Source organism: Longimicrobiales bacterium, from assembly GCA_035764935.1.
GTDB lineage: Bacteria > Gemmatimonadota > Gemmatimonadetes > Longimicrobiales > RSA9 > DASTYK01.
Genome location: DASTYK010000104.1, coordinates 1 through 22,108, shown reverse-complemented (window position 1 = coordinate 22,108; position 22,108 = coordinate 1). Strand labels below are relative to the sequence as shown.

Here is a 22,108-nt window from a genome sequence, read left to right as displayed (position 1 = left end):
GCGCACCGGAGGGCAACGGATGCAGCGCCATTGACTGCACTGCCGGCGCCGGTGCTAATTGGGTGCTGGTGTTCGCAGGCTCCCCTCGACCCGCGTGCCCATGCCTTCCGGCGCGTCCCCTCCTGCCCGCGCTGCCGCGTACTCCGACCATCTCCGGCTGGCCGCGATGATGGCGCTCTTCTTTCTCGCCGTGTGCGCCGTCGGCATCCTGCGGCCGATCAAGAACGCACTCGCACTGGACGGCCTGGGTGACACCGACTTCTACAAGGTGTATGTCGTCAGTGCAGTGGTCATCCTGTTCGTGCCGCTCTACAACCGTGCGGCGGACCGCTTGCCCTGGCGCTGGCTGATCCCCGCCATCTCGCTGTTCTTCGCGCTCCAGCTGGTGGCGCTGCGCGCGTTCTACGTGGAGGGCAGCACGGCGTTCGGCCTCGTGTTCTACGGCTGGTACGACCTTTTCGCGTCCGCGCTGATCGCGCAGTTCTTCATGGCCGCGCAGCTCTTCGTCGATGCGCGCCTCGCGCGCCGCGCCTATCCCGTCGTGATCGCGGGCGGTGCGCTCGGCGCCACGCTGGGCGGTGCGATCACGGCCCTGTTCGCGCTGCGGCTCGGGACGCCGAACCTGATGCTCGTTGCGGCCGGCCTGATCCTGGTCTTCACCATCGCACTGCCGCTGGTCTGGCGGGAGCCGGTGAGCGCACCACAGCGGCGGCACGTCGGCCACCCGCACCTCCCGGGTGCACGCGAGCTGCGCGCGCTGCTGTCCAATCCGCATGTGCGGCTGATCGCGGGCATGGTGCTGCTGATGGTCGTGGTGAAACAGCTCATCGACTACCAGTTCAACACGCTCAGCAAAGCCGTCTACCAGGACCTCGACGCGATCAGTGCGTTCCAGGGGCGCTTCAATGCCGCGACGCAGTGGCTGCCACTCGTCGCGGTCGTGCTGCTGCAGCCGCTCCTGCGGCGCTGGGGCGTCGGCCTGGCCGTCCTGCTGTTGCCGGTCGCGATGCTGCTGTCGAGCGCAGCGCTGGTCGTGTTCTGGGGGCTCGCGGGCGCGGTGGTCGCCAAGGCGGCGGAGACCACGCTCCGTTATTCCGCGGAACGTGCCGGTCGCGAGATCCTGTACGTGCCGATCCCCGACCATGTGAAGTTGCGCGCCAAGGCGTACATCGACATCGCGATCGAGAAGGGCCTCGGCAAGCTGCTCGCGGCCGGCCTCATCTTCGTGCTGCTGACCCTGCCGGGATCACGCACGATCGCGCTCGTCACCGTGGCGCTGGGGGCACTCTGGGTCCTGCTCGCCCTGCGGGTGCGGGCGGCGTACGTGCGCTCTCTCGCCCACTCCATCGACAGCGGGTTCGCCAGCCTGCACGGCGTCTTTGCGTCACTCGCGGACAGCACCAGTGCGGCCGTCATACGCCGTGCGCTGCACGGCACGGACGCACAGGCCTCGTTTGCGCTCGACCTGGTGGCGCAAAGCCGGGCGCGCGAGCTGGGCACGCTCCGCGACGAGCTGCATGCGCTGCTCGAGCACGCCTCGCCGCGCATCCGCCGCCGTGCGCTCGACGTGCTCGGCGAAACCGGCCACCTCGACCTCCAGCGTGTCCGCTCGCGGCTCCTCGACGACGACGCGCACGTGCGCGAGGCCGCGGTCCGGGCGCTGTACGCTGTCGGCGGCACGCCCGGCCTCTTCGAGGAGCTGCTCGCGTCGGAACACGAGCGCGTGCGACTGGCTGCGCTGGAGTGCCTGGTGCATGGCAGTGTCAGCGATGACACGCTCGCCGCGGCACGCCGCGCGTATGCGCGGCACTGGCCGAAGGATGGACGCGAGGACGGGGCGGGCCGGCTCGAGCTAGCGCTCGCGGTCGGCGCGCTGCGCATGGGCGGCGAGGGTGCCGCGCTGATCGAGCCGCTGCTGCAGGACGAGGACCCGCGCGTCGTGGCAACGGCGCTGCGAAGCGTCGCCCGTACCGGCACGCTCACCGCGCTGCCACGGCTGATTGCGGCACTGCGCGCGCCCGCGACGCGCGAGGCTGCGCGCGATGCGCTCGCAGAGCAGGGCGCCGTGGTGGTCCCGCCGCTGCTCCGGGTGCTGCTCGACAGCCAGGCAGACCGCGCAGTGCGCCGCAGCATCCCGGATGTGCTCGCCCGGATCCCGGCACACGAGACCGTCGCTGCCCTGGTCCGGGGCGCACTCGCCGCAGAGACCGACCAGCTGCTGGACGCCCGTGCGGTCAGCGCACTCAGTCGTCTGCGCGCGCGACACCCCGCGCTGTCCTGCCGAGGCGGCGCTTGCGAGGGCGGCCGTGGACGATGCGGTGGCAATGCTGCTGCGCGCTGGGTTGCGGGAGGCAGGCGAGGAACGACGCGAGCACATCTTCCGCTGTCTCGGCCTGATCTACGATCCCGCTGCCATGCATCGCTGCTGGTACGCGCTCGCGCGCGGCGCTGCCCGGAGTCGCGCCAGTGCGCACGAGTGGCTCGAGCACACCGTCGATCGTGAGCTGTACACCGTGATCGCACCGGTCCTCGGCGAGATGGACGGGAAGACACGACGGCGCAATCCGCTGCGCGCCCTCGGTGCTCTCGCCGCAGGCGACGATGCATGGCTCGCCTGCTGCGCACGCCGCGTAGCCGCCGCCCTCTACCAGACGCACCCTCCCGCCGAACGGAGCACGTCCATGGATCTCGTCGACAAGGTCTTTCTGCTGCAGCACATGGACCTGCTGCGCGGTGCGCAGAGCGCGCACCTCGCGCTGGTCGCATCGATCGCGGACGAGGTGGACGCCGCGACCGGGACGGTGCTCCTCCAGCGCGGGGCTCCGGCCGACGCCGCATGGGTCGTCATCAGCGGGTCGGTCGACGTTTCCAGTGGCGGCGGTAGCCGGGTAGCAGGCGCGAACGACGCGTTCGGCGCAGGCGCGCTGCTCGATGCATCGCCGTCGCTGGTGCACGCGGTTGCGACGTCACCCGCGCGCCTGCTCCGCATCGGCGGCGACGATTTTCGCGACCTCCTCTCCGACCACCCCGAGCTGGCGATCACCATGCTGCAGGCGATCGGAGCACGGCTGCGGACACTCGCCATCGACGCCGGCGCGCCTGGCGGCTCGCAGCCATCGATGTATGCCCTGCTCTGAACCGTCGTCGCTCCACGCGACCCCGGTCGCACCGAGAAGGAGATGGCCATGAAGCACGCACGTGCGGTTCTGCTGCCACTGGGTCTTCTCGCCGCTCCGCTGCAGGTCCCGGCACAGGACAGCCACATCATCCTGCCGATCCCGGACCTCGAGGCGCGGCTGCGCGACGGGCCGCTGCAGGTGGTCGACTGGCGCGGCTCACGAGCGGAAGGCGACCGCACACAGCGCGTGGTCCTGATGTACGAGGACAGCACCATCCTCGCCGTGAAATGGGCCAGGGCCGCGCCCGGCGCCGCTGCCTTCAACAACGAGCCACGCTACGAGGTTGCTGCGTACGAGCTGCAGAAGCTCTTCCTCGGCCCGGACGAGTACGTGGTGCCGCCCACCATCCTGAGGGCCGTGCCACGAGACTGGCTGCGCGAGTATGACGAGACTGCGCTGGCCACGTTCGACGGCACCAGCTCCGTGCTCGTCGTGCTGCAGTACTGGCTCTTCAACGTCACCAACGAGAAGTTCTGGGACGAGGACCGGTTCCGGCAGGACTCCGTCTACGCGCGTCACCTCGCCAACATGAACGTGCTCACCTATCTGATCCGGCACGCGGACGAGAACGTCGGGAACTTCCTCATCGGCCTGGACAGCGCACGCCCGCGACTGTTCTCGGTGGACAACGGTGTTGCGTTCCGGAGCGATCCGAGCAACCGCGGCACCGCCTGGCGCAACCTCCAGGTCGACCGGCTCCCGCACGCGACCGTCGCGCGCCTGCGGGCGATCACCCGTGACGACCTGGATCGCGCGCTCGGCGTGCTCGCGACATTCGGCATCACCGGGGGTATGCTGATCCCGATGGGCCCGAGCCCCAACCTGGACGAACGGCGGGGCGTGCGGCGCAACGATGAATACGTCCAGCTCGGTCTCACGCGCAGCGAGATCGATGATGTGCACGAGCGCCTGCGCGAGCTGCTCGAGCGAATCGACTCCGGCCGGATACGAACCTTCTGATGAATCGACGTACGCGCACTGCTCTCGTTACGGCTGGTCTGATCGCCGCGCCGGCGATCACGGGCACCGCGCACGCGCAGCGCTCCGGGCTGGCGGGAGAGGGTGGCCTGCACGTGCGGCTGGAAGGGGATACGGTGCGCGTCGCCTGGATCATCGCGGAGCCCGGGCACGGCTTTTTGCAGGTGCACAGCGAGGGTCGCGTCCAGCTGGATACTACGACATCCGCGGACAGCGCTCACAGCGTCGCCTTCCCGCGCAACGGCGATCGCCCGCTCACCCTGCGGTACGGCAGTCTCGAACGGACGGAGGACCGGCACCAGACGGTCATCGACCCGCGCACCGGCCAGCGTCGCCCGGCGGTCGACATCGAGGGTGCGGACACGATCATCGTGATCGGCGATACGCACGGCGAGTATGACACGCTGACGCATGTCCTGGGCGCTGCAGGGCTGCTCGACGATCAGCTCCGGTGGAGTGGCGGCGGTGCGCACCTGGTCGTGCTCGGGGATGTGACCGATCGGGGTGCGGGCGCGACCCGCTCACTCTGGCTGCTCTACCGCCTCGAGCGCGAGGCTGCAGACGCGGGCGGACGAGTGCACCTGGTGCTCGGCAACCACGAGCTCATGGTCATGCTCGGCGATCTGCGCTACGTCGCGCCGCAAGAGATGGCGATCGCACAGCTGCACGGGATCCGCTACGACCGGCTGTTCGATCCCCGCTATTCCCTGCTCGGCCGCTGGCTGGCCTCGCGACCGGCACTGATCCGCATCGACGACGTCCTCTTCACGCACGGCGGCATTTCGCCGGCCTACGCCACGCAATCGCTGGAAGCGATCGACGATTCGCTCGCAGCATTCGCGGGCGAGGAGCTGTTCTACCGCTGGGCGGACACCACCTATGTCGCCCCGCTGGATTCCGCGGGACTCGCGCGTCGCAACGATTTCTTCTGGGATGCGAGCAGCCTCTTCTGGTATCGGGACCTCGCGCAGACCGACTCGCTCGCTGTCCAGATGGACGACCTGCTCGACCACTTCGACAGCCGCATGCTCGTGGTCGGACACACGCCGGGCAGCACCATCCGCCAGGCTTACGACGGTCGACTCGTGCTGACGAACACGTATCCGTTCGGCCGCGAGGTGCTGGTGCTGACGCGCTCGCAGGATGGCTGGGCAATGGCCCGCATCGGGACGGATGGCGTTCGGACTGCCGTGCCCGCATCGACACCGGAGTGACGAATGAAGCTCGGAGCGATTCTGCTTGTGGTCGCCCTGCCAGTCGTGGCGACACTGCCCGCGCACGCCCAGAACCGCACGTGGATCAACCCGCTCGATCTCGATTACCGCTACAACTTCGAGCAGACCCGGCAGGGCATCTCGTACCGCACCAGCGCGGATCCCGTGATCGTGCCGTACGGCACCGGTGAGTACTATCTGTTCGCCACCCTGGTCGACGGCTACTGGCGCTCGACGAACCTGCGGGACTGGACGCACGTAACGCCGACGAGATGGCCGGCGGAGGATATCGTTGCACCGGCAGCACGCGCAGTCGGAGATACGATCGTCCTGCTGCAGTCGATGACGACGTCCCGCCCGCTCTACTACACGACGTCACCCGCGAACGGAAAGCTCGACTTCTATCACCGCTGGTTCCCGCCCCCGCCCGGCGCGCAGACTCCCTTCGGCCTCCAGACGCCGGGACCCGATTCGATTCCGCCCGGCCCCTGGGACCCGGACCTGTTCCGCGATCCGGACACCGGCCGCTGGTACATGTACTGGGGCTCGTCGAACTACTATCCGCTGTTTGCCGCGGAGATCGATCCCGCGACCCGCACCGTGTACCGCGATTCCGTCATCCGCCTGTTCGGACTCGATCCGGCGCGACACGGCTGGGAGCGCTTCGGCCCGGACCACACGGACCCGCGCGACCCGTACATCGAGGGCGCATGGATGACCAAATACGATGGCCGCTACTACCTGCAGTACGGCGCGCCCGGCACCGAGTACAACGTGTACGCGAATGGCACCTACGTCGCTGACGATCCGCTCGGCCCCTTTGTCTACGCACCCTACAACCCGATCAGCTACAAGCCCGGCGGGTTCATGACCGGTGCAGGTCACGGCAACACGTTCCTCGATCATCACGGAAACTACTGGAACACCGGGACCGGCTGGGTCGGAATCAACTGGAACTTCGAACGCCGGATCGTGATGTACCCGGCCGGCTTCGATGAAGACGGGCAGATGTACGCGAACACCCGCTTCGGCGACTTTCCGCACCACGTGCCGACCTCGAAATGGGAGGGCAGCAACGACCTGTTCACCGGCTGGATGCTGCTGTCCTATCGCAGGCCGGCGAGTGCCTCGTCCGTGCGGGACACCTTTCCCGCCGGCAACGTGACCGACGAGAACCCGCGCACCTACTGGCTCGCGCAGACCGCGAGCGCCAATGAATGGCTGAGTGTCGATCTCGGCAGCATGCACACGGTGCGCGCCGTGCAGGTCAACTACGTGGACCACGAGTCCGGTATCTTCCTGAACGACTCGACGGTCTACACGACCTTCCGGCTCGAGCACTCGCCCGACGGCATGACCTGGCAGCCGCTGGCCCACGTCGGGTACGACCAGCGGCGCGATCGACCGAATGCGTATGTCGAGCTGCCGGGCCCGGTACGTACGCGGTTCGTTCGCTACGTCCACGATCATGTCGCAAGCCCCAACCTGGCCATCAGCGACCTGCGCGTGTTCGGCGCCGGCGATGGCGCTGCGCCCGCCACGCCGCAGCGCCTTCGTGTTCGACGCGACGGCGACCCGCGCAACGCATTCGTCCGCTGGGACGCCGTCCCGGGAGCCGTCGGCTACAACGTCCTCTGGGGCATCGCTCCCGACAGGCTGTATCAGACGTGGCAGTGGTGGGCCGACGCGGGCAGCCAGCTCGAGGTGCGCGCGCTCACGATCGGCCAGGAGTACTGGTTCGCGATCGAGGCCTTCAACGAGAACGGCGTCTCCGACGTGAGCGAGCCGGTGCACCTGCCGTGACGCGCGCAGCATGCATGCATGGTGAGTGACTCGTGTGTGGAGGGATGGTGCGAAGCCCGTGCGCCACGCGCGGCGCCGGCAGGTAGCGCCGCGCGCGGGGAGGGTCAGGCGAGCCGCAGTCGCGAGTCGTGAGGCGTCCAGCGGCGGCGCCTGCTGCGACGTTCGCGCGCTTCGCGGATGTCGCGCACGAGGACGTCACAGGAAACAGGCTCGTTCAGCAGACGGTCGAACAGCATTGCTTCGGCGGACTCCGTTGCCGTGTCGAAGCAGCCCTCGATCAGTCCGATGATGAACGGGCCCGGCGGTCGAGCACACGCGCGGAGCGCACGGGCGATGTCAGTGCCATGCATCCCCGGCACGACCACGTCCGTGATGACCACCGACGGGTGCTCACGATTGCAGCGGGTCAGCGCAACCGCGGCGGTCGGCGCCTGCATGACGCGGAACCCCGCGCCGCACAGTGCCGCGCCGTACTGCGCCCGACGCTGCGGGTCTGCAACGAAGAGCAGGAGGGACTCACCGGCTTCCATGTGGACCTCCCGAACTGGAGAAAAAAATGACCCCCGTCGACAGCCACGCGTCGGCCGGGGGTTTGTTCGGAAGCGTTTTCCAACGTATGCTGGATGATGGCGCGAATCAAGGCTATTCCATGGCGGCCTTGGGCGAGTTCAGCTTTTCTGGCTGGGCCAAAATTCCACTGCACAACCCGGTGATCCCATGCGACGCTCCACGGTCGTCACCACTCGCTCCGCCTTCTGCGCGACGCTGCTGCTGTGCGTGCTGTGCCTTGCACCCGCTGTTCTGCACGCGCAGGAACCGGACTCCGCGGCGACCGACAGCCTGCGCGCGCCGCTCGACTCGCTGCTGACGCAGACCGTGGCCGAAGCGGAACAGGAGTTCGCGGCCGTCGCGCGGGAGGTCGGCGTGCGTGACGCATTTCTCACGTTCCTGGCACCGCAGGCGGTCGTGTTCATGCCGCGCGCGTCGAACGGGCGGGCTGTTTACGCGGATGCGCCGACCGAAGCCGTGCTGCACTGGGCGCCGGCACGGGCGGAAAGCGCCGCGTCGGACGATGTCGGGTACACGACGGGCCCGTACACACTGCTCGCAACGGGGAGCGGCCCCGTGATCGGCCATGGCTGGTACCTCTCCGTCTGGAAGCGTAACGAGGAGGGCGTGTGGCAGGCGGTGCTCGACATCGGCACGAAAACCGCCGAAATGCCGCCCGCGCCGAACGGCGTGGACGTGCCATCCCGCCCGGCCGCACCCCCATCCGACGTGCGCAGTCGACGTACGGCGCTGCTCCAGCTCGACGACCTCGTCGCGGCGGCCGCACAGAGGCGCGGTCCGCGCCGGGCGCTCGGTCCCATGCTGGACGCGACGGCGCGCCTCAACAACGGCGGCACGGTCGTCGACGGCGGTGTTCGCATCGCTCGCGCGCTGGGCGATGCGCCCGTGTCATTCCACCGCCTGGGCGATGGGATCTCCGCGGCGGGCGACCTCGCGTATACATATGGTGAGTACACGCTCGGGTCGCTGCCGTCGATGGACGCGCCGTCCGGGAACTGGGTCCGGATCTGGCGCGTCGGTGCCGACGGCCAGTGGGTCGTCGTGCACATGCTGAACGCGCCGATCGAAGGTTGATCCGTGATGACGTGACGCTGCAATGAACGCGACGCTGCCCGTGCTCGCGGTTCTGCCGCAGCTGCTTGCCGTGCTGGAGGAGAAGGGTGCCGCAGTGCTGGTCGCGCCGCCCGGCGCGGGCAAGACGACGCGCGTGCCGCTCGCCCTGCTGGACGCCTCCCGACTGAAGGACCAGCGCATCATCATGCTCGAGCCGCGCCGCCTCGCCGCGCGCGGTGCCGCGACGTACATGGCGCGCCTGCTCGGCGAGCCGGTCGGTCGCACGGTCGGGTATCGTGTGCGCCACGAAACCAGGGTCTCCCGCGAGACCCGCATCGAGGTCGTGACCGAGGGCGTGCTCACGCGACTCCTGATCGACGACCCGACGCTGAGCGGCACAGGCATCGTCGTCTTCGACGAGTTCCACGAGCGCAGCATCCATGCAGACACGGGACTTGCGCTGACGCTGCAGGCGCGCGAGCTGCTCCGCCCGGAGCTGCGTGTGCTGGTCATGTCCGCGACGCTCGACGCGGCTCCGGTCGCCCGGCTGCTCGACGATGCCCCCGTCGTACGCAGCGAGGGGCGCATGTATCCGGTGGAGACGCAGTACCTGGATGCACTGCTGCGCGACCGCATGGAGCCCGCTGTCGCACGCCTGGTGCGCCGAGCGCTGGCAGAGCAGCAGGGCGACGTCCTGGTCTTTCTTCCGGGCGCGGCCGAGATCCGGCGGGTCGAGGAGCATCTCGTCGACCTGCCTTCCAACGTTCGCGTGCACCGGCTGCACGGCTCGCTGCGACAGGACGAGCAGGATGCGGCGCTCGCGCCTGCGGCAGCCAGCGAACGGAAGGTCGTCCTTGCCAGTGCGATCGCGGAGACGTCGCTCACGATCGAGGGGGTGCGCGCGGTCGTCGACTCCGGGTTGATGCGCGTGCCGCGCTTCTCCGCACGGACGGGCATGACGCAGCTCGCGACGGTACGCGTGTCGCGCGTGTCCGCAGACCAGCGGCGCGGGCGCGCGGGACGCACCGCACCGGGTGCGTGCTACCGGCTGTGGACGTTGGCCGAGGATGCCTCCCTGCTGCCGCACGCGACGCCGGAGATCCTCGAGGCGGACCTCGCGCCGCTCGCCCTCGAGCTGACCGCGTGGGGAACGACCGATCCGTCGGAGCTGAAGTGGCTGGACCCGCCCCCGGCCGGTGCCTTTGCGCAGGCGCGCGAGCTGCTTCGTGAGCTCGATGCACTGGACGAGGCCGGCCGGATCACGCAGCACGGCCGGGCGCTCTCGCGATTGCCGCTGCATCCGCGCCTCGCCCACATGCTGGTGCTCGCGCAGCAGCACGGCAGTGTCGAGACGGCGTGCCGGGTAGCGGCACTGATCGAGGAGCGCGACATCCTCCGTGGGAGCGGCGAGATGGCGGACCCGGACCTGCTGCTGCGCCTGGACGCCTTGCAGGGCCGCGGCGTGATCGGCGCGGAGGTGGATCGCGCGGGTGCTGCGCGCGTGCAGCGCACCGCGCACGAGCTGCGACGTCGCATCCAGGACACGCGTCGATCGGATGCATCGGCCGAAGCTCTCTCGCCCGGCGCGCTGCTCGGCCTGGCCTACCCTGACCGCCTCGGCCGTGCGCGCGGTGGACGGGGCGCGTTCGTGCTGCGCAATGGCCGTGGCGCGCGAGTCCCCGCACACTCGGCGCTGGCATCGGCCGAATGGATCGTTGCGGCACAGGCGGGTGCGCAGCGGGCGGACAGTTTCGTGCTGCTCGGCGCCGCACTCGACGAGGCCGAAGTCATCGCCATGTTCGGCGACGATGTCGTTGAAGAGCGGAGTGTCGCACTGGAGGGAACGCGGGTGCGCACTCGCGTGCTCCGGCGGCTGGGCGCGATCGTGCTGGCCGATGTCGTGGGCGGACCGGTCAGCGATGACGACGTCGCGCATGCGGTGCTGGACGCGATCGAGCGGGAGGGCGTGGGCGTGCTCCCATGGACGGACCCCGCGCGGGCACTCCAGGCGCGCCTCGCATTCCTGCGTGCGCACGCTCCCGCGTGGCCGGACGTGAGTGACACGGCGCTCTCGGGAACCGCATCGGACTGGCTGGTCCCGTTCCTGGCCGGATCCAACGGCGACCTGGCGCGCGTCGACCTCGAGACCGCGCTGCTCGCGCGCGTGGAGCCGCGGCTGCAATCGCAGCTCGACGCCCTGGCGCCCACCCACCTGCAGGTGCCGAGCGGCTCGCGGCTGCGCATCGACTATGCGGACCCTGCCGCGCCCGTGCTGGCAGCGCGGGTGCAGGAGCTGTTCGGCTGGTCCGAGACGCCGCGCATCGCGGGCGGGCGGGTGCCGCTCACGATCCACCTGCTCTCCCCCGCGCGACGGCCGGTCCAGGTCACGCGCGATCTCGCCAGCTTCTGGCGGACCGGCTACTTCGATGTGCGGCGGGACCTGCGGGGCCGCTACCCGAAACACTACTGGCCGGACGATCCGCTGACGGCGACGGCTACCCGGCGGGTCCGTCCCGGTTGATCCGCGGCCCTGCTGCGCCGCAGGTTCGTCCGTGTGCCCGCGCCACTCGCACCTGTGATTTGGTCGAAACGGCGGCTGCTGTGTAGAATCCCGAGGATCCGGTCCCGGACGGGACGCCCAGGCAACAATCCAAGGAGCAACGAATGCGAGGACCAGGAACGTCGTTCGCCGTGCTGGCGCTGCTGGCCGCAGGCGCGGGCGCCGCGAGCGCCCAGACCCTTGCGGGTGGCAGCACGGCCGCGGCCCGGGCAGGCTTTGGCGGCAGCATCGAGATCGTGGGCAGTGAGATACTGGTCGGCGAGCCGCTGAACGTGATCCGGACGGGCCTCGTCTACGTTTACGCCAGGCAGGGCACCGAATGGACCGAGCGGGCCCAGCTTCGCGCGAGCGACGGCGCCAGCTCGGACGGCTTCGGCGCCGCGATCGCCGCGGACGGCGAGTCGCTGCTGATCGGTGCCATGACCAGCGGCTCCGGTGGCGCCGCGTACCTGTTCCGGCGCGACGGCAGCGCCTGGTCGCAGGCGGCGAAGATCACGCCGGACAGCGCGGCTGACGGCGACATGTTCGGCTCCGCGACGGCGCTGGCAGGCGACATCGCGGTGATCGGCGCGCCGGGCGCCGGCGGGCAGCTGGGCGCGGCGTACGTGTTCCGGCGGGGCGCGAACAGCGACTGGAGCCAGGTGCAGCGGCTCGCCCCGGTCGGCGGCGAGGGACGTGTGCTGTACGGCAGTGCGGTCGCGGTGATCGGCAACGTCGTATTCGTCGGCGCGCCCGGGCTGCAGCAGAACACGGGTGCAGTCTACGTGTACCGCGCCGGCGCGGACGGCCGCTTCACCTCCGCAGGCCGCCTCAGCTCGACCGGCACGGCCGCGGGCAGCGTGTTCGGCGCCGACCTGACGGTCGCGGGCGCCGAGCTGCTCGTCGGGGCTCCCATGAGCAACGGACAGACGGGCTCGGTGCACCGCTTCGCCGCCGACCCGAACACGGGCGAGTGGCGGGAGCAGGCACGCTACCTCCCGTTCGATGGGCCCCGCCAGAGCGCCTTCGGCGGTGCGGTCGCCGTGAGCGGCGACGAGCTCTGGGTGGGCGCCCCGCGCGCGGCCCGGGGCTTCGGCAGTGCCTACGTCTTCTCGGCCGACGGCGACGCCGGCTACGACGGCGTGCGGCGCCTGAACCGCGCCGGCACCGAGCGCGTCGGGTTCGGTGGCGCGCTCGACGTTGAAGGCGATGTCGCCGCGGTCGCGATGAGCCGTGACGACAATGGCGCGGGCTCCGTCATCGTGTACGAGCGCGTGAACGGCGAATGGACGGAGCGCACCGTGCTGAAGAGCCCGCCGGAGCGGATCGCGTCGGTCATGGGTCGCGAGACGCCCTGCAACGGTGGCAGCGCTGCGAATTTCGAATGCGCGGGTGTCGACCTGCTCGCGTTCATGAACGTGACCGACCTGGGCGGCGACCGCGGCACGGAGGTCAACGACGTCTGGGGGTGGACCGATGCGCAGACGGGCAAGGAGTACGCCCTGGTCGGGCGCAATGACGGCACCAGCTTCGTCGACATCAGCAACCCGACGCGCCCGGTGTTCGTTGGCTTCCTGCCGCGCACGGAAGGCTCGCCCACTGCCGTATGGCGCGACATCAAGGTCTACCGCGACCATGCCTACATCGTCGCGGACGCATCCGGTGAGCACGGCGTGCAGGTCTTCGACCTGGCCAGGCTGCGCGGCGCGAGCGCGCCGCAGACATTCACGCCGGACACGACGTACCACGGCATCGCCAGCGCGCACAACATCGTGATCAACGAGGCGACGGGCTTCGCGTACGCCGTCGGTGCGAGCTCCGGCGGCGAGTCGTGCGGTGGCGGGCTGCACATGATCGACATCCGCGATCCGAAGAATCCCTCGTTCGCCGGGTGCTTCGCGGACCCGCAGACCGGCCGCGCCGCGACCGGCTACAGCCACGACGCCGTCTGTGTCACGTATGCCGGCCCCGACAGCGATTACACGGGCCGCGAGATCTGCTTCGGCAGCAACGAGACGGCGCTCTCGATCGCCGATGTTACGGACAAGGACAGCCCGAAGGCGCTCTCGCGCGCGAGCTACCCCAACGTGGCATACTCGCACCAGGCCTGGCCGTCTGAGGATCACCGATACCTGTTCATGAACGACGAGCTGGACGAGCTGCAGGGCAACGTCAAGCAGACGCGCACCCTCGTCTGGGACATCACGGACCTCGAGGACCCGCAGCTCGTAGCGGAGTTCGCCGGCACGACCGAGGCCTCGGACCACAACCTGTACGTGCGCGGCAACCTGATGTACCAGTCGCACTACCAGGCCGGCCTGCGCATCGTCGACATCAGCAACCCGACAGAGCCGCGCGAGATCGGGTACTTCGACACCGTGCCGTACGGCGAGAACACCGCGGGGTTCGGCGGCTCCTGGAGCAATTATCCGTACTTCGAGAGCGGCACGATCATCGTGACCAGCGGCAGCGAGGGACTGTTCCTGGTGAAGAAGCGGGATTCGCAGCCGGTATCGTGAGGGGGACGGCGGGCCGGGGCCGGGGCTTTGGGCCTGGGCCCGGGTGGAACGGCGGGATTCTCGCGGTGCGCGGGATCCCGCCATTTCCCTGCTCACCCTGTGCTGGCCCTTTTCCCGCGACGGCTGTGAGGGAACAGCTGTGCCGGGAGATGCATTGATTCGAGAAAGAGACTGCAATGAAATCGTCCACACTGCTCATCGTCGCCGCCGTACTGCTCGCCGGATGCAGTGCGACATCTGCCGCCAGTGGTCCGGATGCACCCGCATCGGCATCTGCCACGGGTCCGCTGGTCTACGTGTGCAACCAGGATGATGCGACGGTCTCGCTGATCGACTCGGGCACGAACGAGGTGGTCGAGACGGTGGACCTGAAGCAGCTCGGGTTCGGGCCGAACGCGAAGCCGCATCATGTCGTGGTGGAGCCGGACGGGTCGTACTGGTACGTGTCGCTGATCGGCGAGAACCGGGTGGTCAAGCTGGACCGTTCCAATCGGGTCGTGGGCGTCGCGGAGTTCGATGTGCCCGGGATGCTCGCGCTGCACCCCACGGACGACGTGCTGCTGGTCGGGCGGTCGATGACGGCGGTGAATCCGCCGGAGCGGATCGGGGTGATCACGCGCTCCACGATGCAGGTGGAGGAGCTGCCGGTCCTCTTCCCGCGCCCGCACGCCATCGCCCTGAACGCCGCGGCGGACGTCGGCTACACGGCGTCGCTCGCGGTGAACCAGCTCGCGGCAGTGAACTACGGTGACGAGCATGTGAACCTCGTGCCCGTGCCGGGGCAGCCGGCCGCGCTGATGCAGTTCGCTCTCTCACCCGATGAACGGACACTGGTGATCACGGGCGAGGTGTCCGGCGAGCTGTTCGTGTTCGACGTGAGCGACCCGATGCGGCCGCAGCTCGTCGATCGCATCGACGCGGGCGTCCAGCCGTTCGACCCGATCTTCACGAAGGACGGCCGCTGGGTCTACTTCGGCAACAAGCTCGCGGATCGTGTGTCGGTCGTCGACATGAACCGGCGCAGCGTCGCGAAGACCATCGAGCACGAGGGGATCCGGCAGCCGCACGGTGTCGCCATCTCGCCCGATGGCAGGTACGTGTACGTCTCCAACAACAACCTGGGCGCGGAAGCGCACCGCATGATGTCGGCGGACCATGCGGCGCATGCCGGCGCGCGGGCGCAGGGCGAACCGGGCCTGGGCACGGTCGTCGTGATCGACACGGCGACGCAGCAGGTGGTGGACGTGATTACGGTCGGGCGCAACGCCAGCGGAATCGCGATCGCGCAGGGTCAGAGCCGTTGATCGCGGCCGCGTCCGCACTGCGCAGCGCCCGCGTCGCCTGCGCAGCAGTCCTCCTGCTGGCGTCGTGCACGGCCGCACCGAACGCGGCGCCGCAGACGCCGGTCGGATCGCCGGGCACCGGCGGCGCGGGCGTCGCATCCGGCGACTGGATCCGCGAGATCGCTCCCTTCACAGTGCGCGACGAGCACGGGGCTGCATACGCGCACCCCTTTCTGGGTGGGCTCGACGTGCCGCGCCCGCAGTTCATCGACATCGACGCCGACGGCGATCACGACCTGTTCGTCCAGGAGCGGTCGGGCGAGCTGATGTTCCTGGAGAATACGGGCACACCGACGCAGCCGCGCTTCACGTGGCGCACGGATCGCTTTCACGACCTGGACGTGGGTGAATGGAGCCGCATCGTCGACGTGGACGGCGATGGCCTCTTCGACATCCTCGGCGAGCGCCGCTACAGTTACATCCGGTACTGGCGCAACACCGGCACCGCCGAGCGGCCCGCCTTCACCAGTGCCGCGGACACCATCTACAGCATCGCCGGCGAGCCGGTCTTCTCCGACCGGCAGAACATCCCGCAGGCCGTCGAGCTCGACTGCGACGACCGGCTCGACCTCTTCCTCGGCCGCGTCGATGGCACGATCACGCGCTACGAGCAGGCGGGTGTGGAGCGTGGCGCGCCGCGCTTCCAGCTCGTGACCGACCGCTTCGAGGGGATCGAGATCATCGGGCAGCTCGTTGGCTCTGCCCGACACGGCGCGAACAGCATGTTCTTCGCCGATCACGACGGCGACGGTGACCTGGATCTCTACTGGGGCGACTTCTTCGAGCCGGGTGTGCTGTTCATCGAGAACACCGGCACCTGTCAGAACCCCGGGTTGCGCAGCGTGCCCACCCCGCTGCTCGCCGATGGCGACACGATTGCGACCAGCGGCTACAATGCGCCGTACCTCGCCGACATCGATGCGGACGGGCGGCTCGACCTGTTCCTGGGTGTGCTTGGCGGCGCGTTCAACCCGAACCGCACGTCGGCCGAGAACTTCCACTACTACGCGCAGCAGCCGGACGGCTCGCTGACACTCCGCACGCGCCGCTTCCTGGACGGCATCGATGTCGGCAGCGAGAGCGTTCCCGCTCTCGCCGATCTCGACGGCGACGGCGACCTGGACCTGCTCGTCGGCAACAAGCTGGACCCTGCCACCCTGCAGTCCGCGCGCCTGTACCTGTTCCGCAACGACGGAACCACGACCATGCCGTCGTTCGTGCTGGCCGATACGCTGGACCTGCCGGCCGAGTACCATTTCGCCCCCGCGCTGGCCGACCTCGACGGCGACGGCCTGGTCGACATGCTGCTCGGCACGTGGAACGAGGGAGTGCTCTACTTCCGGAACGCGGGGACGCGTGAGGCGCCACGATTCGAGCAGGACACGGCACGGACGGTGCGGCTGACGCGCGGCAGCAACGCGACACCGGCGCTCGGCGACATCGACGGTGATGGCGACCTGGACCTGTTCGTGGGCGAGGCGTCGGGAGAGGTGAACTACTACCGGAACGACGGCAGTGCCGCCGATCCGAGGTTCACGCTCGTGAGCGATGCGTTCGACGGGATCGACGTGGGGCGACGCAGTCACCCGGCGCTGGTCGACATCGACGGCGACGGCGACCTCGACCTCGTCTTCGGACGCGAGGAGCCGGGCGCGCTGCTGTACAGGAACGACGGCAGCGCCACCCAGCCGCGCTTCGTCCTGGATGCCGACTACGTGCTGCCACTGCACCCGACGAGTGCGCCGGTATTCGCCGACCTGGATGGCGACGGCCGCCTGGACGTCATCGCAGGCAGCCTGTCCGGCGGGCTGACGTACCACCGTCAGCGCTGATCCGCGCCGCACAACCGGATGTCCGCAGCAATACAATCACACCGGAGCATACCCGTGATGCGCAACACACCACGCCGCCTCGTCCCGCTCGCGGCGATCCTTTGCACCGCGCTGACACTCGCCGGGATGCAGCACGCAGCGGCGCAGGACGTCGCGGGCCTGGACACCGTCACGGCCGGCCGCTTCGACATGGGTCGGATGTGGACGTTCGAGTATCCGCCGACCGAGTACTTCAGGCGGACGTACGGCTTCGACGCGGACAGCGCCTGGTTCGCGACTGCGCGACTCGCCGCACTGCGCATCCCCGGCTGCTCGGCATCCTTCGTTTCCGCCAGTGGCCTGGTAGTCACGAACCACCACTGCATCCGCGGGCGCGTCGTGCAGGTGCAGCGTGAGGGCGAGCAGCTGCTCGACAACGGTTTCTTCGCGCACACGCCCGGGGAGGAACGGCCGATCGAGGGGATGTGGGCCGACCAGTTGATCGCCGTGCACGACGTCAGTGATGAAGTCAATGCGGTCGCGGACGCTCCTGTTGCACAGCAGAATGCCGCGATGGAGGCAATCGTATCGCGGCTCCAGGCTCAGCATGGCGATTCGACGCTGCGCGTCGAGATCATTCCGCTGTACAATGGCGGGCTGCATTCGGCCTATGTCTTCCGCCGCTACACCGACCTTCGGCTCGTCGCCGCGGCAGAGCTGCAGGTCGGATTCTTCGGCGGTGATCCCGACAACTTCACCTATCCGCGCCACGCGCTCGATTTCGGGCTGATGCGCGTGTACGGTGCCGACGGCCGGCCGCTCTCGACGCCGCACTTCTTCGAATGGAGCCAGGACGGGATCGAGGAGGGCGACGTCGTGTTCGTGATCGGCAACCCCGGCCCGACCACTCGCCTGACGACGATGTCCCAGCTCGAGTTCCTGCGTGATGTCGGAGTGCCCGCAACGCTGCACTTCTTCGAAACGCGTCTCGCCGCCCTGCAGGCGTTCTACCGGGAAGATCCCGCCACGGGCGAGGCGCTCGACCTGCGCAACCGCATGTTCTCGCTGTCCAACACGCTCAAGGCGTCGACGGGGCGACTGCAGGCGCTGCACGATCCGTACGTGATGCGCAAGCGCGCAGAGAACGAGCGCATCCTGCGCGACTCGCTGCGCGCCCATCCGGAGCTCGCCACGCAGTACGAGCCGCTGTTCTCGAGCATTGAATCGCTGCAGCAGCAGAAGCGTGGACTCGGCGGGCCGCACCAGGCGTTCGTGCTCATCACCAACCCGTCGTTCGCGTCCGCGACGATCCGACGCGCGCTCTTCGCGCAGATGCTGTCGGATGCGCAGGCACGCAACGCCCCGGCAGACACGATCGCGGCCATGTCGGCGCAGCTCCGCCGCATCGGGGATCATCCGGCGGGCATCGAACGCCGGTTCCTCGAACTCCGGCTGGAGGACTTCCGCCGGTTCCTCGGTCCCGATCACCCGGTGACACGCGCCGCACTCGCCGGCCTGAACCCGGAGCAGGCCGCCGACGCACTCATGCGGTCCGTGCTCGGCGACTCTGCACGCGCAGCCGCAGCACTCGATGCCGGTGCGCTCCCGGCCAGCGACCCGGCAGTCACGCTCGGGGCGGCACTGCTTCCTGCCGTCGTGGCGTACCAGCAGGAGTGGTCACAGCTCGGTCGCCAGGAGGCACAGCTCGCGGCGCAGTTCGGCAACGCCCGCCTGGCCGTGTACGGCACTTCCGTCCCGCCCGACGCTTCCTCGTCGCCGCGCATCACCGACGGCCTCGTGCTGCGCTACGAGTACAACGGGACCTTTGCCCCGCCGTTCACGACGTTCCACGGCATGTACGACCGCTACCATGCGCACGGTCCCGACGGCGACTGGGCGCTGCCCGACCGGTGGGTGCCCGCTCCCGCCGGCCTCGACCTGGCAACACCGCTCAACTTCATCTCGACCGCGGATACGTACGGAGGCAACAGCGGCAGCCCCGCCGTCACGCCCGACCTCAAGATCGTCGGCCTCAACTTCGATCGCAACATCGAAGGGCTGGTCCGCGACTACATCTTCCTGCCGGAGCGCGGGCGCAACGTCATGGTCGACCTGCGCGCAGTACGCGCTGCACTGGAGCATGTGTACGAGATGGACCGGATCGTGGCGGAGATCGACGCGGGGGCTATGCCTTGATCGTTCGGCGTTTACCTCGAGAACGGATTTTTCACCGCTGAGGCGCGGAGTCGTTTTCACACAGAGGTCACAGCGGACACGGAGGACACAGGGTCACCGTGCGGCGTCACATTCCTGCAACACGACAGACCCGTTTTCTTGTAGTTGGTTCGTGGTTCCGCGCAGGTGACGACCGCGATTCGCGATATGCGCCGCGAACCAGACTACAAAAAAATCGACGCCAAATTATCGAGGCGAGGAGCGTGCGGCTCGGCAGCGATTCAGACACGGTGTCCTCCGTGTCCGCTGTGACCTCTGTGTGAAAAACGAGCGCCGCGCCCTCAGCGGTGAAAAAAGTCCGTGCTCAGCCGCGCCGCTCGATCTTCCGCATCAGCCCCTCCTGTGCCACCGAAGCCACCAGCCGTCCTTCACGCGTGAAGATGTGCCCGCGCGTGAAGCCGCGTGAGCCGGCGGCGACGGGTGCCTCCATCGCATAGAGGAGCCACTCGTCGGCGCGGAAGGCGCGGTGGAACCAGATGGCGTGGTCGAGCGTCGCGACCTGCAGGTCCGGCTGGCGGATGGTCAGTGCATGCGGCATGAGTGCAGTGCCGAGCAGGCCGTAATCGGAGGCGTAGGCCGTGACGGCCTGATGGTCGAGCTGGTCGTCAGAGAGCCGGCCGTTGGCGCGCAGCCAGAAATGCCGGCGTGCGGCACGCGCAGTGGGGGTGAACGGGTCGACCACCTCGACGGGGCGGAAGTCGATCGGCCGGTCCTGTGTCAGCACCTCGCGCAGCGGTTCCGGGATGCGCTCCGCCATTTCGCGCAGCACGTCCAGCTCCGACTCCAGCCGCTCGGGCGGCGGCACGTCCGGCATGGCGGCCTGGTGCTCGGGCCCGCTCTCCTGCTTGTGGAAGGACGCGGACATGTTGAAGATCGCGTTGCCGTGCTGGATCGCGGTGACGCGTCGTGTCGTGAAGCTCCTGCCGTCGCGCAGCCGGTCGACGAAGTAGACGATCGGCACGGCCAGGTCGCCGGGGAGGATGAAGTAGCCGTGGAGCGAATGGCAGTCGCGCGCGTCGTCGATGGTGCGCCGGGCGGCGACCAGGCCCTGCGCGAGCACCTGCCCCCCGAACACGCGGCCGGTGCCGATGTCGCGGTTCTGCCCGCGGTAGATGTTGCGCTCGATCGGCTCCACGTCGAACAGGCCGATCAGGTCGGCGGCCGTGTAGCTCAACACGGCCCGGTCAGGCGGCAACGGACAGGAGCCCCGTGAAGACGCTGATCACGGCCATGATGATCCAGCCGATCAGCGCGACCGCGATTGCCTTGCCCGTGCTGATGTCGAGAGCCTGCCGGATCGCGACGATGCCGGTGATCAGTACCCAGATGAAGACCACGACGCCGATGACCCAGCCGATCAGCGGGATGAAGCCCAGGACGAGCAGGAAGCGCGGCGACTGTGCGAAGCCGAGCGTGCGCAGCAGCTCACCCCACGTCGCGGTGCCCTTGAAGACGTACGCGCCGATCAGGTAGGTGAGGCCGGCCCAGAACGCCCAGCCTACCAGGCCGCCGATCGCTGCACCGATGGCACTCCCCGCACCGGCAGCGCCAACTGCCTGAGCCAGCGCAGCCAGCACGACCACCGCCGCCGCCTGCAGTGTCGCACCTTCATCCGCCTCGACTTCTTCGTACGTGTTGATGTCCAGCTTCGCCGCGCCGATGACGCGTTGTCCCCACGTCTGCATTCATCCCCTCCCACGTTGACCGGGATGCGGGCGCGCTCCAGACGCGCCCGCGTCGGACTCAACCCTTGATGAGCTTCTGGACCTCCGGCGGCAGCGCGATCGCTGCCGGGTCGACGGCGTCGTATTCGACGCTCTCGATCGTGATGATCTGCTCCTGGCCCGCCGCCCGCGCGATGATGCGCGATGCCATCTTCACGGGGCCGAACGAGCGGTACTCCTGGAAGAGCGACTCGACCTCCATGCCACCCTGCGAAGCGGTCTGTTTCACGAGCAGCCCGGTCTCGGCATCGAAGCAGGAGTCCGCCGTCATGCCGGGGTCCAGCGTGATCTTGACCAGCCAGCACTTGCGACCATCGACCGAGTCCTCACCGATCGTCTCCGCCGACGTGAGCTTGCTGCTGATTCCCGGCGCCGTGATCTCCGCCGCCTGTGCACGCGCCTGCTCCAGCTCGGCTCCCTGCAGCAGCCGCGCGCCCTGCATCGGATCGATCGACCACGCGACCTTCCCGTCAAAGCCGGTGCGCACCTCGCCCATCCCCGGAATGGTCATCCGCGTGACGAACCTGTCCGGCAGCACGGCATCCATCTGCATGTCGAAGGCGACGCCCATCGCGGGATTGCTCAGGTTCATCACCGTGCGAATCGAGCTCACACCTTCGTACGGGTTGCGGCCTGCGACGCCGATCTCCTGCTCGAAACGCTTGATGATCGCATCCGCCTCGGGCATCTGGGCGCTGGCAGGCGCCACGACACCCAGCAACAGCAGTGCGACGAGTGCGCGACGAATCACGCGGTTCATATCGGTAATCCTGCGTTCGGGTAACGCTCTGAACCGCGCCCTGTGCGCGGCGGTCCGAAGATAACACGGCTCCGGGAGGCGCTGCACGCGCCGAATGGCGAGCCGCGTGCATCGCGGGGCGCACGTGCTTCGCCCCCGGGACGGCGCTTGCTCTGAATCGTTGGGGCTCAACGATTTGCGCGGGCGGCAACGAGCGTGTGGCGCAGCAGGACATCCACGGTGACGGGGCCGACCCCACCGCGCGCCGGCACATATGCGGCGAGCCTGGGGAGCGCTGCGCGCAGGACGTCGTCAGAGCGGCGCCGGCCGAAATAGCCGCCGTCCACGACCACGCCATCGTCTGGCAGCCAGCCCGGCTCCAGCACGTGCGGGATCCCCGC

Annotated in this window: 16 protein-coding genes; 11 read left to right on the top strand and 5 right to left on the bottom strand. The window is 68.9% G+C overall.

Annotated elements, in window-relative coordinates; genetic code table 11:
- The first annotated feature begins 100 nt into the window (after positions 1–100).
- Genes VFU06_08595 through VFU06_08575 form a run of 5 tightly spaced genes read left to right on the top strand, consistent with a single transcriptional unit; the run spans position 101 to position 7,174 of the window.
- Positions 101–2,503 (top strand): HEAT repeat domain-containing protein, encoded by a 2,403-nt coding sequence (locus VFU06_08595; protein ID HEU5209455.1) that lies wholly within the window; start codon positions 101–103, stop codon positions 2,501–2,503.
- The gene (locus VFU06_08590; GenBank protein ID HEU5209454.1) at positions 2,415–3,137 is read left to right on the top strand and encodes a Crp/Fnr family transcriptional regulator; all 723 of its coding nucleotides are present in this window, start codon (positions 2,415–2,417) and stop codon (positions 3,135–3,137) included. Before VFU06_08595 ends, VFU06_08590 begins: the two co-directional genes overlap by 89 nt.
- Before the next feature lie 48 nt (positions 3,138–3,185).
- Positions 3,186–4,139: a hypothetical protein gene (locus tag VFU06_08585; GenBank protein HEU5209453.1), complete on the top strand. Its 954-nt coding sequence runs from the start codon at positions 3,186–3,188 to the stop codon at positions 4,137–4,139.
- Positions 4,139–5,371, top strand: coding sequence for a metallophosphoesterase (locus tag VFU06_08580; GenBank protein HEU5209452.1), 1,233 nt, complete (start codon positions 4,139–4,141; stop codon positions 5,369–5,371). Before VFU06_08585 ends, VFU06_08580 begins: the two co-directional genes overlap by 1 nt.
- A gap of 3 nt (positions 5,372–5,374) precedes the next feature.
- Positions 5,375–7,174, top strand: a complete 1,800-nt coding sequence (locus tag VFU06_08575; protein HEU5209451.1) for a family 43 glycosylhydrolase — start codon at positions 5,375–5,377, stop codon at positions 7,172–7,174.
- Between the two features lie 104 nt (positions 7,175–7,278).
- Here the strand turns inward: VFU06_08575 and VFU06_08570 are convergent, their stop codons facing one another.
- Positions 7,279–7,704, bottom strand: a complete 426-nt coding sequence (locus VFU06_08570; protein HEU5209450.1) for a response regulator — start codon at positions 7,702–7,704, stop codon at positions 7,279–7,281.
- A gap of 187 nt (positions 7,705–7,891) precedes the next feature.
- On the opposite strand from VFU06_08570, the gene VFU06_08565 reads away from it, so the two are divergent.
- The 6 genes from VFU06_08565 (at position 7,892) to VFU06_08540 (ending at position 19,205) form a co-directional block, all read left to right on the top strand.
- Positions 7,892–8,818 (top strand): nuclear transport factor 2 family protein, encoded by a 927-nt coding sequence (locus VFU06_08565; GenBank protein HEU5209449.1) that lies wholly within the window; start codon positions 7,892–7,894, stop codon positions 8,816–8,818.
- 22 nt (positions 8,819–8,840) lie between these two features.
- Positions 8,841–11,318 carry an ATP-dependent helicase HrpB gene (hrpB, locus tag VFU06_08560; GenBank protein HEU5209448.1) on the top strand — a complete coding sequence of 826 codons (2,478 nt, stop codon included), beginning with the start codon at positions 8,841–8,843 and terminating at the stop codon, positions 11,316–11,318.
- 143 nt (positions 11,319–11,461) lie between these two features.
- Complete coding sequence (locus VFU06_08555; protein HEU5209447.1) at positions 11,462–13,855, top strand: choice-of-anchor B family protein; 2,394 nt, start codon at positions 11,462–11,464, stop codon at positions 13,853–13,855.
- 176 nt (positions 13,856–14,031) lie between these two features.
- Entirely contained in the window at positions 14,032–15,159 is a 1,128-nt protein-coding gene (locus tag VFU06_08550) for a hypothetical protein (protein HEU5209446.1), read from the top strand.
- Positions 15,156–17,030: a VCBS repeat-containing protein gene (locus VFU06_08545; GenBank protein ID HEU5209445.1), complete on the top strand. Its 1,875-nt coding sequence runs from the start codon at positions 15,156–15,158 to the stop codon at positions 17,028–17,030. Before VFU06_08550 ends, VFU06_08545 begins: the two co-directional genes overlap by 4 nt.
- 57 nt (positions 17,031–17,087) lie before the next feature.
- Positions 17,088–19,205 (top strand): S46 family peptidase, encoded by a 2,118-nt coding sequence (locus VFU06_08540; GenBank protein HEU5209444.1) that lies wholly within the window; start codon positions 17,088–17,090, stop codon positions 19,203–19,205.
- 343 nt (positions 19,206–19,548) lie between these two features.
- Here the strand turns inward: VFU06_08540 and tesB are convergent, their stop codons facing one another.
- The 4 genes from tesB to VFU06_08520 form a co-directional block, all read right to left on the bottom strand.
- Positions 19,549–20,418, bottom strand: coding sequence for an acyl-CoA thioesterase II (gene tesB / locus VFU06_08535; GenBank protein ID HEU5209443.1), 870 nt, complete (start codon positions 20,416–20,418; stop codon positions 19,549–19,551).
- Between the two features lie 10 nt (positions 20,419–20,428).
- Complete coding sequence (locus tag VFU06_08530; GenBank protein HEU5209442.1) at positions 20,429–20,929, bottom strand: YIP1 family protein; 501 nt, start codon at positions 20,927–20,929, stop codon at positions 20,429–20,431.
- A 58-nt stretch (positions 20,930–20,987) separates the two neighbouring features.
- Positions 20,988–21,728 carry a DUF620 domain-containing protein gene (locus VFU06_08525; protein HEU5209441.1) on the bottom strand — a complete coding sequence of 247 codons (741 nt, stop codon included), beginning with the start codon at positions 21,726–21,728 and terminating at the stop codon, positions 20,988–20,990.
- 167 nt (positions 21,729–21,895) lie between these two features.
- Positions 21,896–22,108: hypothetical protein (locus tag VFU06_08520; GenBank protein HEU5209440.1), on the bottom strand; the 213-nt coding region annotated here is incomplete at its 5' end.

Bases quoted from the DNA above. Each gene is read 5' to 3' on its own strand.
- VFU06_08555 (HEU5209447.1), top strand. From the start codon at position 11,462: ATGCGAGGACCAGGAACGTCGTTCGCCGTGCTGGCGCTGCTGGCCGCA.
- hrpB (HEU5209448.1), top strand. From the start codon at position 8,841: ATGAACGCGACGCTGCCCGTGCTCGCGGTTCTGCCGCAGCTGCTTGCC.
- VFU06_08570 (HEU5209450.1), bottom strand. From the start codon at position 7,704: ATGGAAGCCGGTGAGTCCCTCCTGCTCTTCGTTGCAGACCCGCAGCGT.
- VFU06_08580 (HEU5209452.1), top strand. From the start codon at position 4,139: ATGAATCGACGTACGCGCACTGCTCTCGTTACGGCTGGTCTGATCGCC.
- VFU06_08595 (HEU5209455.1), top strand. From the start codon at position 101: ATGCCTTCCGGCGCGTCCCCTCCTGCCCGCGCTGCCGCGTACTCCGAC.
- VFU06_08530 (HEU5209442.1), bottom strand. From the start codon at position 20,929: ATGCAGACGTGGGGACAACGCGTCATCGGCGCGGCGAAGCTGGACATC.
- VFU06_08590 (HEU5209454.1), top strand. From the start codon at position 2,415: ATGCATCGCTGCTGGTACGCGCTCGCGCGCGGCGCTGCCCGGAGTCGC.
- VFU06_08585 (HEU5209453.1), top strand. From the start codon at position 3,186: ATGAAGCACGCACGTGCGGTTCTGCTGCCACTGGGTCTTCTCGCCGCT.
- VFU06_08575 (HEU5209451.1), top strand. From the start codon at position 5,375: ATGAAGCTCGGAGCGATTCTGCTTGTGGTCGCCCTGCCAGTCGTGGCG.
- VFU06_08565 (HEU5209449.1), top strand. From the start codon at position 7,892: ATGCGACGCTCCACGGTCGTCACCACTCGCTCCGCCTTCTGCGCGACG.
- VFU06_08525 (HEU5209441.1), bottom strand. From the start codon at position 21,728: ATGAACCGCGTGATTCGTCGCGCACTCGTCGCACTGCTGTTGCTGGGT.
- VFU06_08550 (HEU5209446.1), top strand. From the start codon at position 14,032: ATGAAATCGTCCACACTGCTCATCGTCGCCGCCGTACTGCTCGCCGGA.
- VFU06_08540 (HEU5209444.1), top strand. From the start codon at position 17,088: ATGCGCAACACACCACGCCGCCTCGTCCCGCTCGCGGCGATCCTTTGC.